This window comes from Leucobacter sp. GX0328, assembly GCF_053567315.1.
The window spans coordinates 587,787-603,178 of record NZ_JBSGPC010000002.1; the positions used below are offsets into that span (position 1 = coordinate 587,787).

16 protein-coding genes and 1 tRNA gene are annotated in these 15,392 nt (G+C 66.0%); 9 read left to right on the plus strand and 8 right to left on the minus strand.

Annotation, left to right across the window (positions count from 1 at the left end; genetic code table 11):
• Positions 1–10: 10 nt before the first annotated feature.
• From ACUYTF_RS10930 to ACUYTF_RS10955, 6 genes are all read right to left on the minus strand, one after another.
• Entirely contained in the window at positions 11–1,153 is a 1,143-nt protein-coding gene (locus ACUYTF_RS10930) for an AAA family ATPase (protein WP_449279812.1), read from the minus strand.
• Entirely contained in the window at positions 1,143–1,910 is a 768-nt protein-coding gene (locus ACUYTF_RS10935; protein WP_449279813.1) for a DUF6414 family protein, read from the minus strand. The genes ACUYTF_RS10930 and ACUYTF_RS10935 overlap by 11 nt, the downstream gene beginning before the upstream one ends.
• A gap of 115 nt (positions 1,911–2,025) precedes the next feature.
• Entirely contained in the window at positions 2,026–2,157 is a 132-nt protein-coding gene (locus ACUYTF_RS10940) for a hypothetical protein (protein ID WP_449279814.1), read from the minus strand.
• Positions 2,158–2,450: 293 nt separating this feature from the next.
• Entirely contained in the window at positions 2,451–2,687 is a 237-nt protein-coding gene (locus ACUYTF_RS10945) for a hypothetical protein (protein ID WP_449279815.1), read from the minus strand.
• A 25-nt stretch (positions 2,688–2,712) separates the two neighbouring features.
• A tRNA-Leu gene (locus tag ACUYTF_RS10950) sits at positions 2,713–2,797 on the minus strand.
• A 60-nt stretch (positions 2,798–2,857) separates the two neighbouring features.
• Positions 2,858–3,643, minus strand: a complete 786-nt coding sequence (locus ACUYTF_RS10955; protein WP_449279816.1) for a TIGR00645 family protein — start codon at positions 3,641–3,643, stop codon at positions 2,858–2,860.
• 198 nt (positions 3,644–3,841) lie between these two features.
• Here ACUYTF_RS10955 and ACUYTF_RS10960 point away from each other — a divergent pair, with 198 nt between their 5' ends.
• Positions 3,842–4,531, plus strand: a complete 690-nt coding sequence (locus ACUYTF_RS10960) for a haloacid dehalogenase type II (protein WP_449279817.1) — start codon at positions 3,842–3,844, stop codon at positions 4,529–4,531.
• Between the two features lie 47 nt (positions 4,532–4,578).
• On the opposite strand, the gene ACUYTF_RS10965 is transcribed toward ACUYTF_RS10960, so the two are convergent.
• Positions 4,579–5,403, minus strand: coding sequence for an alpha/beta fold hydrolase (locus ACUYTF_RS10965; protein WP_449279818.1), 825 nt, complete (start codon positions 5,401–5,403; stop codon positions 4,579–4,581).
• Positions 5,404–5,644: 241 nt separating this feature from the next.
• Between ACUYTF_RS10965 and ACUYTF_RS10970 the strand changes: the two genes are divergently transcribed.
• The 7 genes from ACUYTF_RS10970 (at position 5,645) to ACUYTF_RS11000 (ending at position 13,535) form a co-directional block, all read left to right on the plus strand.
• A complete protein-coding gene (locus tag ACUYTF_RS10970) occupies positions 5,645–6,688 on the plus strand; it encodes a TerC family protein (protein WP_449279819.1) in 1,044 nt (347 codons plus the stop codon).
• Between the two features lie 237 nt (positions 6,689–6,925).
• Positions 6,926–8,416, plus strand: coding sequence for a 3-isopropylmalate dehydratase large subunit (gene leuC, locus ACUYTF_RS10975; protein ID WP_434143717.1), 1,491 nt, complete (start codon positions 6,926–6,928; stop codon positions 8,414–8,416).
• A 2-nt stretch (positions 8,417–8,418) separates the two neighbouring features.
• Positions 8,419–9,021, plus strand: coding sequence for a 3-isopropylmalate dehydratase small subunit (leuD, locus tag ACUYTF_RS10980; protein WP_449279820.1), 603 nt, complete (start codon positions 8,419–8,421; stop codon positions 9,019–9,021).
• A gap of 95 nt (positions 9,022–9,116) precedes the next feature.
• A complete protein-coding gene (gene murA / locus ACUYTF_RS10985; protein WP_434143942.1) occupies positions 9,117–10,445 on the plus strand; it encodes a UDP-N-acetylglucosamine 1-carboxyvinyltransferase in 1,329 nt (442 codons plus the stop codon).
• Between the two features lie 80 nt (positions 10,446–10,525).
• Positions 10,526–11,290 carry a lysophospholipid acyltransferase family protein gene (locus tag ACUYTF_RS10990; RefSeq protein ID WP_449279821.1) on the plus strand — a complete coding sequence of 255 codons (765 nt, stop codon included), beginning with the start codon at positions 10,526–10,528 and terminating at the stop codon, positions 11,288–11,290.
• Entirely contained in the window at positions 11,287–12,408 is a 1,122-nt protein-coding gene (locus ACUYTF_RS10995; RefSeq protein WP_449279822.1) for an NAD(P)H-dependent glycerol-3-phosphate dehydrogenase, read from the plus strand. The genes ACUYTF_RS10990 and ACUYTF_RS10995 overlap by 4 nt, the downstream gene beginning before the upstream one ends.
• Positions 12,405–13,535: a D-alanine--D-alanine ligase family protein gene (locus tag ACUYTF_RS11000; RefSeq protein ID WP_449279823.1), complete on the plus strand. Its 1,131-nt coding sequence runs from the start codon at positions 12,405–12,407 to the stop codon at positions 13,533–13,535. Before ACUYTF_RS10995 ends, ACUYTF_RS11000 begins: the two co-directional genes overlap by 4 nt.
• 169 nt (positions 13,536–13,704) lie before the next feature.
• Here the strand turns inward: ACUYTF_RS11000 and ACUYTF_RS11005 are convergent, their stop codons facing one another.
• On the minus strand, positions 13,705–14,202 hold the full coding sequence (locus tag ACUYTF_RS11005; protein WP_449279824.1) for a DUF3515 family protein: 498 nt from the start codon (positions 14,200–14,202) through the stop codon (positions 13,705–13,707).
• 75 nt (positions 14,203–14,277) lie between these two features.
• Between ACUYTF_RS11005 and thiL the strand changes: the two genes are divergently transcribed.
• A complete protein-coding gene (gene thiL, locus ACUYTF_RS11010) occupies positions 14,278–15,333 on the plus strand; it encodes a thiamine-phosphate kinase (RefSeq protein WP_449279825.1) in 1,056 nt (351 codons plus the stop codon).
• Positions 15,334–15,392: the final 59 nt, after the last annotated feature.

The following is a 15,392-nucleotide window of genomic DNA, read 5'->3' on the forward strand; positions in this document are numbered from 1 at the left end:
GAGCCTAGGCTTACTCCTCGAGCTCGCTTTCCAGAAGCCTCTCTACGAGAAGAATTGAGATGAGCTCGTCAACAGATTTTCCAAGCTTGCGGATATTGGTCGAGCCTTGGGCCATGACCCTAGCGTGCTCTTTCAGGAAGTCTTCCTCCAGAATGGCCTTCTCATCATCGTCAAGCGACGCAAACTTTCGCTCAGCCAGCCGATCTGCCACGGTAAGGATCTGCTCGGCATCGAGCTGTTCGAATTTGATCAAGGCATCAAATCTTGAGAAAAGCGCATCTCCCAACGCCTTATGGATCTCATCTTCTGAGTCATAGTTCGACGTGCAGATAATCAACGACCGGCCCACGTCTACGCGGTAATTCCTATCTTCGAACACGCCACCGTCGAAGAACTCGTAAAACGCACTGTGGAACACAGACGCGGCTTTGTCGAACTCGTCAATGAGGATAACGCCAGACTCTCGATCCAAAAGGTCGTGTGCAAACGAGCCTTCGCTGTGCTTACCGCCGAAAATGTACGACCCAAATTGCTCGTTCTGGTACATCGAGAACTGCTTGCGCATGAGCTTGCCGCCGAGTAGCTCACTGATGAACTTCGCTGTCTCGGTTTTACCGACTCCAGATGGACCGTAGAACATTACGACCACAGGCTTGTTGTGTCGCGAACGCGTCAGCGGGTAGAGCGCCGAGAGCATGATGTCTCTCACCCGCTCTTGGCCTACGAGATGGCCTTCGAATCCGTCCCGGAAGGATCTGAGCTCTTTACTGGTAACTGTCGCGTATGCAAAGGTTTCCACCTCAAAGCTGCTTCGAAACGCTCGTTCGAGGTGCGTGCGGATCTGCTCGGGCGGATTATGGAGATGCACCTCCAGCGGGCGGAGTGCTTGAATGAGCCCCGGAAAGTTCGAGATCACATGCTCACTCAGGCTTGCGTAGTCGCCAGACTTTGCAATGAGCCGCTGCGGGCGGTCGAACTGCTCATCCTCTTGCTGTTCATTGTCGCCGGGAAAGCCGACAATACGGAACTCCTTGCGTCGCTCGTCTAGCTCTGACGCAGCTTCAAGGATGCCCTCTTCTTCCTGCTCCGCGACTGTCGCATCAAACCATGCGAGTGGTCCGTAGTAGACCGTCACCTTCGTCTCAGGCTGCATGCTGAACTCCTGCGAGCAGGACATCGTAGACATTCAGCGCATCAGGCTGTTTCGGAGCTTCCTTGCCGAGAGCCTCGCGAGCAGAAACGGAAGTTGCAGCTGGTGTTTCGATATTCATCTCTGCTTCCATACTCAAGCTCGACTCAAGAGCTTTGCCGACCAGGACGCCGTGAAAGACGAGGTTCATTCGGCCCAAGTCAACCAACCCGTAGTTGTTGCGGAAGGCTTGGATATTGAAGCGGAGAATACATTTCGTACCGTCTTGATTCTTACCTACAAGCTCGTAGTACCCCTTTGCAGATAACAGAGCAGCGTCCAGCGCAGCAAGGTTGATCGGGAGTTCTTTGCTATCGACCATGGCCATGTACGGGGTAAACATCTTCGTATGAGCAGCAGAACCAGGCTGTGCCGTCAGAGTGAGGTCTTCAAGCTCAACAATTCCCGACATCTTCCTGCGCTTATCCAGGTAGTCGGTCAGGATCGTATTCGACAGCGTCTTGTTAAGGATGCTGCGACCAAGCGCAGATGCGCTTGCGGCTGCGCCCGCTTCAGCAGATCCGCCGAAGAATGGGAGCCAGTTAAATTTGGCTGCCGCCTTGACTGTAGCCTCGGTTGCGACCTCAGCGACACGCTCATTGCCCTGCTGCTTGGAAGTTAGTTCTTTTCCACCCGCTTCCATATCTAGCAGGTCGGAGACAGACTCCTCGTCAAAGTAGACGATCTTGATGAGCTTCGAATTCTTACTAGCCTTCGCCATGACCTAACTTTCCTCACTCAGCGAGTGACCTGGCCGCGCGAGGAGCGCCGTGTATTGTGCGCATACAGTCGACTTAGATTGAATTCCCGCGCGGCTCACTATGTATGCCACCAGCCTAGGCTGCTTTCGTCTCGGGGGTCTTTAGCCGTTGCTCGTGACCATCAATCGCATCTTGCTGCTCGTTGGAAATCTCTGTGATGCCGTGCAGGGTGACTTTGATTTCGGCAACATCGGCTTTGAGTACCACGACACAACTAAATCAGTCTCCACCAAACCCGACACTTGACAGCGGGCGAAGAGCGCAAACGCATAGAGACTGAGAAGCGTCAGATCGAACGCAAACAGCAGAAGCTCTTGGAAGCCCACTACAACGATGCGATCCCAGTCGAGCTACTTCGTGACGAACAGAAACGACTCGAAGTCGAACTTGCCTCAGTTACAAGAACGCTCGACGCTCAGCTTGAAGACCTCAAGGAAATAGAGCACCTAATTACCTTGGCGCTTGACCTGTGCGAAAACGTCGCACAGAGCTACAAAAAGTCACCACCACACATTCGGCGGATACTTAACCAGCTCATATTCGACCGACTTGATGTGTTCTTTGACCCACACGAGTTCGAAACCACGGTTGAGCCAAGATTCTCTGAAGCTTTCGCATTCCTCGGCGAACATGAGATCCGCGTTGCTGCATCTGCGTTCGGGCTTCAAAACAAAGAACCTGCCGGAGATTCCGGCAGGTTCTTTGCTGTTCTTAAAACACCCGATGTTCTTTCTCAAATCTTTTGTTTAAGTAAGAGCATCGTGGTGCGCAAGGGGGGACTTGAACCCCCACGTCCGAAGACACTGGAACCTAAATCCAGCGCGTCTGCCAATTCCGCCACTTGCGCGTGGTCGGCGCTGCACCGAATCGACCGGAGGCGGTCGGGCGGTCTGCGCCGGGAACCAGCTTAGCGGTGCTCGGGTACGATGCGCGCACCGTCGGGCAGCTGCGTGCCGGCCGGGAGGCGCACCGTGATGAACCCGTCGGCGTCGGCAGCGGGCGCTTCGTGCTCGCGGGTCATCAGTTCGGCCTCGACCTGGCCCGCCGTGACCTGATCGGACTGGGCGGTGACGGCCTCGTGCTTGCTGTGGCCGTGATCGCTCTTGCTCATCTTGTCGATCCAGGCGAGGGCGAGCGCCGACACGATGAAGGCGAGGTGGATCAGCACCTCCCACATCACACCCTGCGACGAGTAGATGACCCTGCCCGAGGCGTCGAGCACGATGCCGTCGTTCATGCGGCCGACCTCGATGAAGGTCTTGAGCAGGTGGATCGACGAGATCGAGATGATCGAGATCGCGAGCTTCACCTTCAGCAGGTTCGCGTTGACGTGCGAGAGCCAGTCGGGCTCGTCGTGGTGGCCGTCGACGCGAATCTTCGAGACGAAGGTCTCGTACCCGCCGATGATCACCATGATGAGCAGATTCGCGATCATGACGATGTCGATGAGGGCGAGCACGCTCAGCATCACTTCGGTCTCGCTGATGTGGCCTTCGAGGATCGCATTGTGCACGAGATGCCAGAGCTCGACGCAGAACAGCACCACGTAGACCGCCTGGGCCACGATGAGGCCGAGGTAGAGCGGAGCCTGGAGCCAGCGGCTCGCGAAGATGAAGCCCGCGAGGGTGCGCGAGGCCGCACCCGGGCCGCGGTTCGTGCTGCGTTCGATCGGTGCTGCGAATCGCTCGGCCAAGGGGTGCTCCTCAGGTTCGGGGATGGGCTCGTCGGGGCTCGCGACCCGCGGGCGCCGGCCCGGCACCGTCACGGAGACGCGTGAAAAGCGTAGCGCAGCCGAGGCCGTCGCGCGCTGTGCGATCGGCGCAGGGTAGCCAAGACCGATGTTCGCGCCTAGGGTGGCTCGGACATGCTTCGGAGAGGATCGGGGGCCCGCATGCCAGCATTCGACGATATCCGCGCCGTGGCGATCGATGTGCTGGGCACGCTCGTCGACGAGCCTGCCGCGATCGCCTCGACCCTGCGTGCGCAGCTGCCGGGAAGCTCCGGCGACGACATCGATCGGGCGCTGCACGAGTGGGACGCGTATCTCGCACGGGCGCAGCGCGATATCGCGGCTGGCCGGCGCGGATTCGTCGACGCGGATGCGCTCGAAGCCGAGACGCTTGCGCACGTGCTCGGCGATGCCCGGCCCATCGACGACGCTCCCGCGGCGCCGCTGTCGTGCGTCGGGGCCGCGCTCGATCCCTGGCCCGATGCGGTCGAGGGGGTTCGCCGGCTCGCCGAGCTGCTCCCGGTGCACGGGCTCTCCAACGCGACGACCGGCACGCTCGAGGCGCTTGCGTCCAGGGCCGGATTCGCGTGGTCGGGGGCCCTGTCGGCCTCGGCCGCTGCGGCATACAAGCCCGCCCCCGAGGTCTATCGTCTCGCGCTCGATGCGACCGGGCTCGACGCCGAACAGGTGCTGATGGTGGCGGCGCACGCCTGGGATCTGCGAGGGGCGGCCGCGATCGGCATGCGCACGGCCTACGTGGCCCGACCGGTCGGCGACCCGCCGAGCAGCGACGACGCATTCGACGGAGAGTTCGGGAGCCTCGCTGAACTGGCCGACGCGCTGCGCGGCTGACTGCCGGTGCAGCCGGTGCCGGCGACGGCGGTTCGCGTGCGCCTACGCTACGCCGCCTCCCCGTCGCCCAGTACTCGGAGCAGCGTCTCCGTCGTCGCCTCCGGCGCATCCCAGGTGACGATGTGGCCGGCGTTCGAGACGACGTGCTCGTCGACGCCCTCGAACTCCGCCCAGGCGCGCATCGCCGACGCGATGTTCCCCGTCGCGTCCTGTTCGCCGCGGATCAGCGCGAGCGGCACGGGCGAGCGGTAGCCGGGGTCGGGCGCGACGAACGAAACCGCCGCGCCCCACACCTCGAGGAATCGCGGCTTCGGCATCCGCGCGAAGACGGCCTCCGTCCGCTCGACCGCATCCGGGGTGATGGCCGAGGCTCGGGCCATCAGACCGGGCAGAGTGCGCGCGGGGATCAGCCGCAGGGACGGGGCGGCGAGCCGCAGCGCGAACCGTTCGAACGCGGTGAGGGGTCCGGCGTTCCAGGTGGAGTCGACCGCGACCACGCCGGCCACCCGCCCCGGGTGCATCCGAGCGTACTCCTGGGCGAGGTTGCCGCCGATCGAATGCCCGACGAGCGTCGCGCGGGGCACCCCGCAGGCGTCGAACAGCCCGTCGAGATCCGCCAGGGCGTCCTGCCCCGTGAACGGTGTCGCCTCGGCGAGCGAAGACGCACCGTGCCCGCGCATATCCCACACGATCACGCGGTACCCGGCATCGCGCAGAGCCTCGGCCTGCACCGACCACATCGTGTGATCCATGCCGGCGCCGTGCAGCAGTACGACAGCGGCGCACACGGCGGTTTCGGGAGCAGCCGTGCGCAAGTCGGCGTATGCGATCTCGGCGTGCGGGCGATTGAGACGTCGGTCGAGCTGCACCATGCTTCGAACCTACCCGGACGCGTCGCGGGTGTCGATGGTCGCGGGGTCCGACGTCTTCTCGGGCTCGACGGGAACCGGTATAGTAGTGCGGGCGAAGGGGAGTATTCCGTCAACTTCAGCATCGTCAGTACGCGGCACTCGGAAGTGCCGCCGGTGCGAGCGGCGTCGCGAGAGCGGCGATCGGGGAGAGACCTTCGGCGATTCGCGCACCCCGCGCCGGCCGAAGGAGAAACCACCCCGTATGTCCACCGCACTGCCGCTCTGGTTCGAAGTCGGGTCCATGATCGCGCTCGTGGCGATCCTGATCCTCGACCTGCTGCTCATCATCAAACGCCCGCACGTGCCCTCGATGCGCGAAGCCAGCCTGTGGGTCGGGTTCTACGTGCTGCTCGCCCTGATCTTCGCCGGCCTCATCTTCGTCCTCGGCGATGTGCAGCACGGCACCGAGTTCCTCGCCGGCTGGCTCACCGAGTACAGCCTGTCGATCGACAACCTCTTCGTCTTCGTGATGATCCTCGCCGCATTCAAGGTGCCGTACGCCTATCAGCAGCGGGTGCTCATGGTCGGCATCATCCTCGCCCTCATCTTCCGCGGAGTCTTCATCCTCGCCGGCGCCGCGCTCATCGAGCGGTTCGTGTGGATCTTCTTCATCTTCGGCGCCTGGCTCATCTGGACCGCCTGGCAGCAGGTCTTCTCGAACGAGGACGAGAACGCGGGCGACAGCTGGCTCATCCGCCAGCTCAAGAAGGTGCTGCCCATCACCGACGAGTACGACGGAGGGAAGCTCAGCACCCGCATCGACGGCAAGAAGATGTGGACCCCCTTTCTGCTCGTCTTCATCTCGCTCGGCACGACCGACCTGCTCTTCGCGCTCGATTCGATCCCTGCGATCTTCGGTATCACCCGCAGCCCGTTCATCGTGTTCACCGCGAACGTGTTCGCGCTCATGGGGCTGCGCCAGCTCTACTTCCTGCTCGGCGGCCTGCTCGATCGTCTCGTCTACCTGAAGTACGGCATCGCGGCGATCCTCGCCTTCATCGGAGTGAAGCTCGTCATGCACGCGCTGCACGAGAACTCGCTGCCGTTCATCAACGGCGGCGAGCCGATCTCGTGGATTCCCGAGATCAGCATCTGGGTATCGCTCGGGTTCATCGTGCTCTCGATGGCGGTCGCATCGATCGCGAGCGTCGTCCGGATGCGCAGGCAGGCGGCGCTGTCGGGGGAGAAGCTGCACTTCGGCGCGCACGAGACCGAGCAGAATGACGGCGACAGCGGTCGCGACTGACCGCGGGCGGCTCCGAGGGGCGGGGCGCGCTGCGCCTCCGTCCCCTCAGCACCCGCGCACGGCGCCGGTGCTAGACTCTGATGCTGTGCATCGCAGGCAGCTTCTTCTTCCTTGCCGCGGTGGGAAGTAGCGGATTCGGCCCTCCCATCGCGGAGGTTCGCCGTGGTCGAAGAGCGGTGGCGCACGCATGCGTGCGGCACCGCGCTGCAAGTTAACGGAAGATAGAGAAGCTCACGAATGACTGATTCACCGAAGCCCCGCACTCTGGCCGAAAAGCTCTGGGATGCGCACACCGTCGTGAAGGGCGAGGGCGAGAACCCCGATCTGATCTACATCGATCTCCACCTCATCCACGAGGTGACGAGCCCCCAGGCCTTCGACGGTCTCCGCGTCGCGAACCGCCCGCTGCGCCGCGTCGACCTCATGATCGCCACGGAGGATCACAACACTCCGACGCTGAATATCACGCGTCAGATCGAGGACCCGACGAGCCGCCTGCAGATCGACACCCTGCGCAAGAACGTCGAGGAGTTCGGCGTGCGCGCCCACCCGCTCGGGGACAAGGAGCAGGGCATCGTGCACGTCGTCGGGCCGCAGCTCGGCCTCACCATGCCGGGCATCACGGTCGTCTGCGGCGACAGCCACACCTCGACCCACGGCGCGTTCGGCGCGCTGGCCTTCGGCATCGGTACGAGCGAGGTCGAGCACGTCATGGCGACGCAGACGCTGCCGCTCAAGCCCTTCAAGACCATGGCGATCAACGTCGAGGGAGAACTGCGCCCCGGCGTCACGGCCAAGGACATCATCCTCGCCGTCATCGCGAAGATCGGCACCGGCGGCGGCCAGGGCTATGTGCTCGAGTACCGCGGTTCGGCCATTCGGAGCCTGTCGATGGACGGCCGAATGACGATCTGCAACATGTCGATCGAGGCGGGCGCCCGCGCGGGGATGGTCGCTCCCGACCAGACGACCTTCGACTACGTGCAGGGCCGCGAGGCCGCACCGAAGGGCGCCGACTGGGACGCGGCGGTCGAATACTGGAAGACCCTGCCGACCGACGAGGGCGCCGTCTTCGACGAGGAAGTGTTCATCGACGCCTCCGAGCTCGAGCCCTTCGTCACCTGGGGCACGAACCCGGGCCAGGGCGTGCTGCTCAGCGACCGCATCCCGAACCCCGCGGAGATCGACGACGCCAATGAGCGCGCCGCCGCCGAGCGGGCGCTCGAATACATGGACCTCGAAGCGGGCACGCCGATGAAGGAGATCGCGGTCGACGCGGTCTTCATGGGCTCCTGCACGAACAGCCGCCTCGACGACCTGCGTACCTTCGCGAGCATCATCAAGGGCAAGAAGAAGGCCGACAGCGTACGGCTCATGGTCGTTCCGGGCTCGGCCCGCGTGCGACTCGAGGCCGAGGCCGAGGGCATCGACAAGATCGTCGAGGAGTTCGGCGGCGAATGGCGCTTCGCCGGCTGCTCGATGTGCCTGGGCATGAACCCCGACCAATTGGCGCCGGGCGAGCGCTGCGCATCGACATCGAACCGCAATTTTGAAGGCCGTCAGGGCAAGGGCGGCCGTACTCACCTCGTCTCGCCGCTGGTGGCAGCGGCGACCGCGATCCGCGGCACGCTCTCGAGCCCATGGGATCTGCAGGACGACGCGGAGCGGGGCATCTCGCACGACGCAGACGGAGGCGCGGCCGGCGCCGAGAAGGCAGAGGCAGCGTAATCATGGACAAGTTCACCACCGTCACCGCCGTCGCCGCGCCGCTCAAGCGCTCGAACGTCGATACCGACCAGATCATCCCCGCCGTCTTCCTGAAGCGCGTCACCAAGACCGGCTTCGACGACGCCCTGTTCCACCACTGGCGCCAGGACCCGGAGTTCGTGCTGAACCAGGACACGTACGCGAACGCGCAGATCCTCGTCGCCGGCCCCGACTTCGGCACCGGCTCATCGCGCGAGCACGCCGTCTGGGCGCTGCGCGACTACGGCTTCAGAGTCGTCATCTCCGCACGCTTCGCCGACATCTTCCGCGGCAACTCGGGCAAGCAGGGCCTGCTCGCGGCGCAGGTCGCAGAGACCGACGTCGAGAAGCTCTGGGCCGAGATGGATGCGGTGCCCGGCGCCGAGGCGACGGTCAGCCTCGAAGACCGCACCGTCACGGTCGGGAATACAACCGTGCCGTTCGTGATTGATGATTACACGCGGTGGCGCCTGCTCGAAGGGCTCGACGATATCTCGTTGACGCTTCGCAACGAGCAGGCGATCTCCGATTTCGAGGCGCGGCGTCCGAACTGGATGCCGAGCACCCTTCCCCAAGGAGCCGAGTGACTGAGAAGACGAAGACCGAGGCGCAGCCCGAGGCAGACGCAGCAGCGCTGCCCGAGGCCGGACTGAAGCAGGACGCGCAGAAGGCCGGAGCCCGCGTGGGCCTGACCTCCGATGAGATCCTCATCAACGGCGGCCGCCCGCTGCAGGGGCGCATCGAGGTCCGAGGTGCGAAGAACCTCGCACCGAAGGCGATGGTCGCGGCGCTGCTCGGACAGACCCCGAGCGTGCTGCGCAATGTGCCGAACGTCTCCGACATCCGCGTCGTCGCCGGTCTGCTCGCGCTGCACGGCGTGCTCATCACGCGCGGCGAAGATCCCGGCGAGTGGCGCTTCGACCCGTCGAACGTCGAGACGGCGCACCATGCCGACATCGATGCCCATGCCGGTTCATCGCGCATCCCGATCCTGTTCTGCGGGCCGCTGCTGCACCGGCTCGGAGAGGCGTTCATCCCCGATCTCGGCGGCTGCCGCATCGGCGACCGCCCGATCGACTTCCATCTCGACGCGCTGCGCAAGTTCGGCGCCGTCGTCGAGAAGCTGCCGAGCGGCATCAGCCTCTCGGCCCCGAACGGGCTCAAGGGTGCCAACATCGAGCTGCCCTACCCGTCGGTCGGCGCGACCGAGCAGGTACTGCTCACGAGCGTGCTCGCCGAGGGCCAGACCGAGCTGCGCAACGCGGCCATCGAGCCCGAGATCATCGACCTCATCTGCATCCTGCAGAAGATGGGCGCGATCATCAACGTGGAGCCGAACCGCGTCATCTTCATCGAGGGCGTCAAGGAGCTGCGCGGTTACGACCACCGCGCCATCTTCGACCGCAACGAGGCCGCGAGCTGGGCCTCCGCAGCCCTCGCCACCAAGGGCGACGTGTTCGTCGGCGGCGCGCAGCAGGAAGAGATGATGACCTTCCTCAACGTCTTCCGCAAGGTCGGCGGCGACTTCGATGTGCAGGACGACGGCATCCGCTTCTGGCACCCGGGCGGCGACCTCAAGCCGGTGACCATCGAGACCGATGTGCACCCGGGGTTCATGACCGACTGGCAGCAGCCGCTCGTGGTCGCGCTCACGCAGGCCCAGGGCGTCTCGACCATCCACGAGACCGTCTACGAGAACCGTTTCGGCTTCACCGACGCGCTCAACAAGATGGGCGCCGACATCCAGGTCTACGAAGACGGCCTGGCTGATGCGAACCGGCGCGTGAAGCGCCGCGAGTTCGAGCAGGCCGCGGTCATCACCGGCCCCAAGCCGCTCACGGGCGCCGAGATCGAGGTGCCCGACCTGCGCGGCGGCTTCAGCTACCTCATCGCCGGGCTCACCGCCGAGGGGCAGACGAAGGTCACGAACCTCGGCATCATCTCGCGCGGCTACGAGAACTTCATCGAGAAGCTGCGGCAGCTCGGCGCAGATTTCGTCTTCGAAGGCTGAGTTCTTCGGATTATCTCTCGGATTCCGCGCCTCCCGGCGGATATGCAGTCGGGAGGCCGCGGCTCCGGGATAATCGAGGTATGAGTCACACGGTGAAGCTGCGCAGTCGGCCATCTGCTGAGAAACGTCGTCCGTCGATGTTCTGGTTTCTCGCGTCGGCGATCCTGCCGATCTGGTCGCTGATGGTGCGCTACCGCTTCACGCCCACGTCGAAGCTGCCGCAGACCGGGCCGTTCATCCTCGCCCCGAACCATTACAGCGAGATCGACCCGATCGCCATGGGCGCCGCGGTCTGGCATCTCGGCCGGCTGCCCCGCTTCATGGCGAAGGCCAGCCTCTTCAAGGTCCCGGTGCTCGGCTGGGCGATGCGCCGTTCCGGTCAGATCCCGGTCGAGCGCCAGGGGTCGGCGCGCGGTGGGAGCCCCATGGGGGCCGCGAACCAGCTCATCGCGCAGGAGTCCGGCGTGATCGTCTACCCCGAGGGCAGCCTCACCCGAGACCCGCAGCTGTGGCCGATGCGCGGCAAGAGCGGCGCGGTGCGTCTCGCGATCGAGTCGGGCATCCCGTTGATCCCTGTCGCCCACTGGGGCACTCAGAAGCTCATGCCGCGCTACGGCAAGCGCATCCACCCCTTTCCCCGCAAGACCATCGAGGTGTCGGTCGGCGAGCCGATCGATCTCGACAAGTACCGGGGCCGTCCGCTCGATCAGCGCGTCGTCACCGAAGCGTCGAAGGAGCTGATGGACGCGATCACCGTACTCCTCGTCGAACTGCGCGGCGAGCCCGCGCCGTCCGAGCAGTGGGATCCGAGCAAGCACGACCAGAGCGAGACGGGGCGCTTTTGAATACGCGCCCGATTCCCGTCGTCACCGGTAACGGCAAGCGCAATCGCGGCCGCAAGGTCGCCGTCGTCGGCGGCGGCAGCTGGGGCACGACCTTCGCGAAGATCCTCTGCGATGCGGGCTGCGACGTGCGCATCTGGGCGCGCCGCCCCGAGGTCGCGAACGAGATCCGCGTCGCCAAGCGCAATTCGCAGTATCTGCCGGGCATCAACCTGCCCCGCTCGCTGCACGGAACCTCCGACCTCGCCGAGGCGCTGAAGGGCGCACGGCTCGTCTTCCTCGCAGTGCCGAGCCAGACGCTGCGGCAGAACCTGCTCGATATCGAGCCGTACCTCGACCGCCGCAGCGTGCTCGTGAGCCTCGTGAAGGGCGTCGAGAAGACGACGACCATGCGCATGTCCGAGGTCATCATGGACACGCTCGATGTCGGCCCCGAGCGCGTCGGCGTCGTCTCGGGCCCGAACATCGCCCTCGAGATCGCCAAGGAGCAGCCGACCGGCGCGGTCGCATCGTGCGTCTCGCTCGATGTGGCGCAGGAGATCGCGACGGCGGCCTCGGCCCCCTACTTCCGCACCTACGTCAACACAGACGTCGTCGGCACCGAGCTCGGCGGCGTGCTCAAGAACCTCATCGCGCTCGCGATCGGCATCGTCGACGGCGTCGGCTACGGCGAGAACACGAAGGCCGCCATCATCACACGCGGCCTCGCCGAGATGACGGAGTTCGCGATCGGGCAGGGCGCCGACCCGACGACGCTCTCGGGCCTCGCAGGTCTCGGCGACCTCATCACCACCTGCCAGTCGCCGCTATCGCGCAACAACACCGCCGGCCGTCTCATCGGCCAGGGGTATACGCAGGAGGAGACGCGCGAGCAGATGCAGCAGGTCGCCGAGGGCATCACTTCGGTGGCCCCGATCCTCGAGATCGCGCACGAGCGCGGCATCGCGATGCCGATCGTCGAACAGGTGCGCATGGTGCTCGACGGCCGCATGCCGCCGAAGAACCTCGGCCCGCACCTCGCGACCGAGGACGACGTGCCGCAGCCCGAGCTGAGCCTCAACGTCGCGAAACCCGGGCGCTGGCGCACACTGCTCGGACGCTTGAGGGGAGCCGCAGAATGATCACGTCCGTCACCGGGGCCGCGCCCCGCAAACGCACCGTCGTGCTGCTGTTCGGCGGCCGTTCGAGCGAGCACGGCATCAGCTGCGTCACCGCCGCCGGCGTGCTGCGCGCCATCGACCGCGAGGCCTTCGACGTCATCACGGTCGGCATCACCCGGCGCGGTGCGACCGTGCTGATGCGCGAGGACGACCTCGCCGACTACCGCCTCGACGCGGGAGCGCTGCCCGAGGTCGTCGACAACGGCACGCGCGTGCTGTGGCCGGCGTCGGTCGATGCGCACGCGCTGACCGTCGTGCACGAGGACGGCTCCGTGCGATCCCTCGGCCATATCGACGCGGTGCTGCCGATGCTGCACGGCCCGTTCGGCGAGGACGGCACGATTCAGGGCCTCTTCGACCTCGTCGACCTGCCTTATGTGGGCAGCGGCGTGCTCGGTTCGGCGCTGTGCATGGACAAGCACGCCGTCAAGACGCTGCTGCAGGCCTCGGGGATTCGGGTGGCGCCGTGGCGCATGATCACCCGTGAAGAGCTCGATCGGGGCGACTCGGCCGTCGCCGGCCTCGACGCCGGCCTCGACTACCCCCTCTTCGTCAAGCCCGCCCGCGCCGGCTCCTCGGTCGGGGTGACCCGCGTTACCGAGCCATCGGGCCTGCCGGAAGCCCTCGAGACCGCGTTCGCGGAGGACCGCATGGTGCTCGTCGAGTCGGGGGTCACCGGCCGCGAGATCGAGATCGCGGTGCTCGAAGGGCGCGCAGGGGCGGCGCCCCGCGCGAGCTCCGTGCTCGGCGAGATCGTATTCACGGGCCGCGAGTTCTACGACTTCGAGGCGAAGTACCTGGGAGCCTCGGGCGTCGAGCTCGCGCTGCCCGCCGACGTCACCCCGGAAGAACTCGCCGCGGTGCAGCAGGCCGCCATGCGCGCGTTCGAGGCGGCGCAGTGCGCCGGGCTCGCGCGCATCGACTTCTTCCTCACCGACGACGGTCCGGTGCTCAACGAGATCAACACCATGCCGGGCTTCACCCCGATCTCGATGTACCCGCGCCTGTGGGAGGAATCCGGGCTCGCCTACTCCGACCTCATCACCGAGCTCATCGAGCTCGCGCTCGAGAAGCCGCGCGCGCACTGACCCGCGACTCCGGGCGGACGCGCTCACGTCGTTACTTCATTCGGAGATGAGCGCTCGCTCGGATGAATTCGGCGGTTTTCGTCCGAACGAGCTCGCAACTCCGAGCGAGCTCGCGCGCCCGGCTGCGTTCGCCGAGAGCGCGGGCCGATTGCGGGCGGTGCGTACCGGGTCAGCCGGCGTCGGGGCCGAGCTCGAATGTGTCGTTCACGCTCGTGCACTGGCGCACCTGGGGCAGCTGCTTGACGACCGCGCTGAGGTCGAGCACGGCGGCGGTGCCGCTCGCCTTCTCGGAGTCCACGACGACCTGGAGGCCGGGTTCGCGGCCGTACGCCTCGAAGCGGTAGAGCGGGGCGCGGGTGTCATCGACGATCCAGTCGACGCCGTTCACATTGACGCACTCCTGCGTGGTGGGGCCCGTCGGCTCGATGCCGCAGTAGAGCAGCACGCCGGCCGGATCGCCCCACGCGCCCGTCGCCTGGGCGTTCGTGGTGCGCTTGTCGAGCTCGGCGACCGTCGCGGGCAGTCGCACGATGACGTCGGCGCATGCCGGGTCGTTCGAGTTCTCCGCAGACTCCATCGGCACGTCGCCGGCGCATCCGGCGAGAAGCGACACGCCCCCCGCGATGACGGCGATTGCGGCGATGAAGCGGGTGCGTCGAATGGTCACGGATTCAGCCTAGCGCGGGCCGCCTGCGCCGCAGCCGTGACGCCGATCGGTGCCCGCACGCGCTAGCGTGGAGAGGTGCGAATCGAAGCGGAGAGCGAACCCCTGCAAGGCCCCGATGCGGGTGTCGCCGTGGGCGACCTGGGGGAGTCGGGCGTGCTCGCGCGCGTGCTCGCGAAGCTCGGCGCTGCGGATGCCGCGGTGGTGGGCCCGGGCGACGACTGCGCCGTGATCAGCACCGATGCCGGCACCGTCGTGACGACCGACACCATGGTCGAGGGGCCCGACTTCAGGCGGGCCTGGCACGACGGGTTCGAGCTGGGGTGGAAGCTCGCGGCGACCAACCTCTCCGATGTCGCCGCGATGGGGGCCCGCCCGATCGCGCTCACCGTGGCGTTCGCCGTGCCCCGGGATACCCCCGTAGTGCTGCTCGAACGCATCGCCGAGGGGCTCGACGCTGCTTGCCGCGAACTCGCGCCCGGATGCGGTGTCGTGGGCGGCGACCTCGGTACGGCACCGGTCGTCATGGCCTCGGTGACTGCGCTGGGCGCGCTCGAGGGGCGACCGCCGGTGCTGCGCTCGGGCGCTCGCGCGGGCGATGTCGTCGCCTACGCCGGCGACCTGGGGCTCGCGGGTCTGGGGCTGTCGCTGCTCTTCGCCGAGGCGGCGGATGCCGATGGCACGGCGCACGCGCGCACGCTGGTCGAGCTGAAACGCGCGCATCCGGCCGAGCTCGCGGCCCAGCTCGCTCCGGCTCCGCCGATCGGGCTCGGTGCCGCGGCTGCAGACGCCGGTGCCACAGCGATGATGGACGTCTCGGATTCCCTCTCGATCGACGCAGCCCGCATGGCGCGCGCGAGTCGTGCCGACGTGGTGCTCGATACCGCCCTGCTCGAATCCGGATTCGGCGCGCAGCGGGGTGCGCAAGTGCCCGTCGCTGCCATGCTCACCGGGGGAGAAGACCACGGGCTCCTCGCAACGTTCCCGCCGGGCACGGTGCTCCCCGAGGGATTCCGTGAGATCGGCATGGTCGGCCCGGCTCAGGACCCGCGGCGGCCCGGCGTGCGACTCGACGGCGAACCGTTCGAACCGCGGGGCTGGGACCCGTATACGGTGCGCTTTCCGGGCTGGTGAACCGGGTGCGCTGATGGTGCTCGACCTCGCGATGAAGCGACACGCCCGGGATTCCCGGC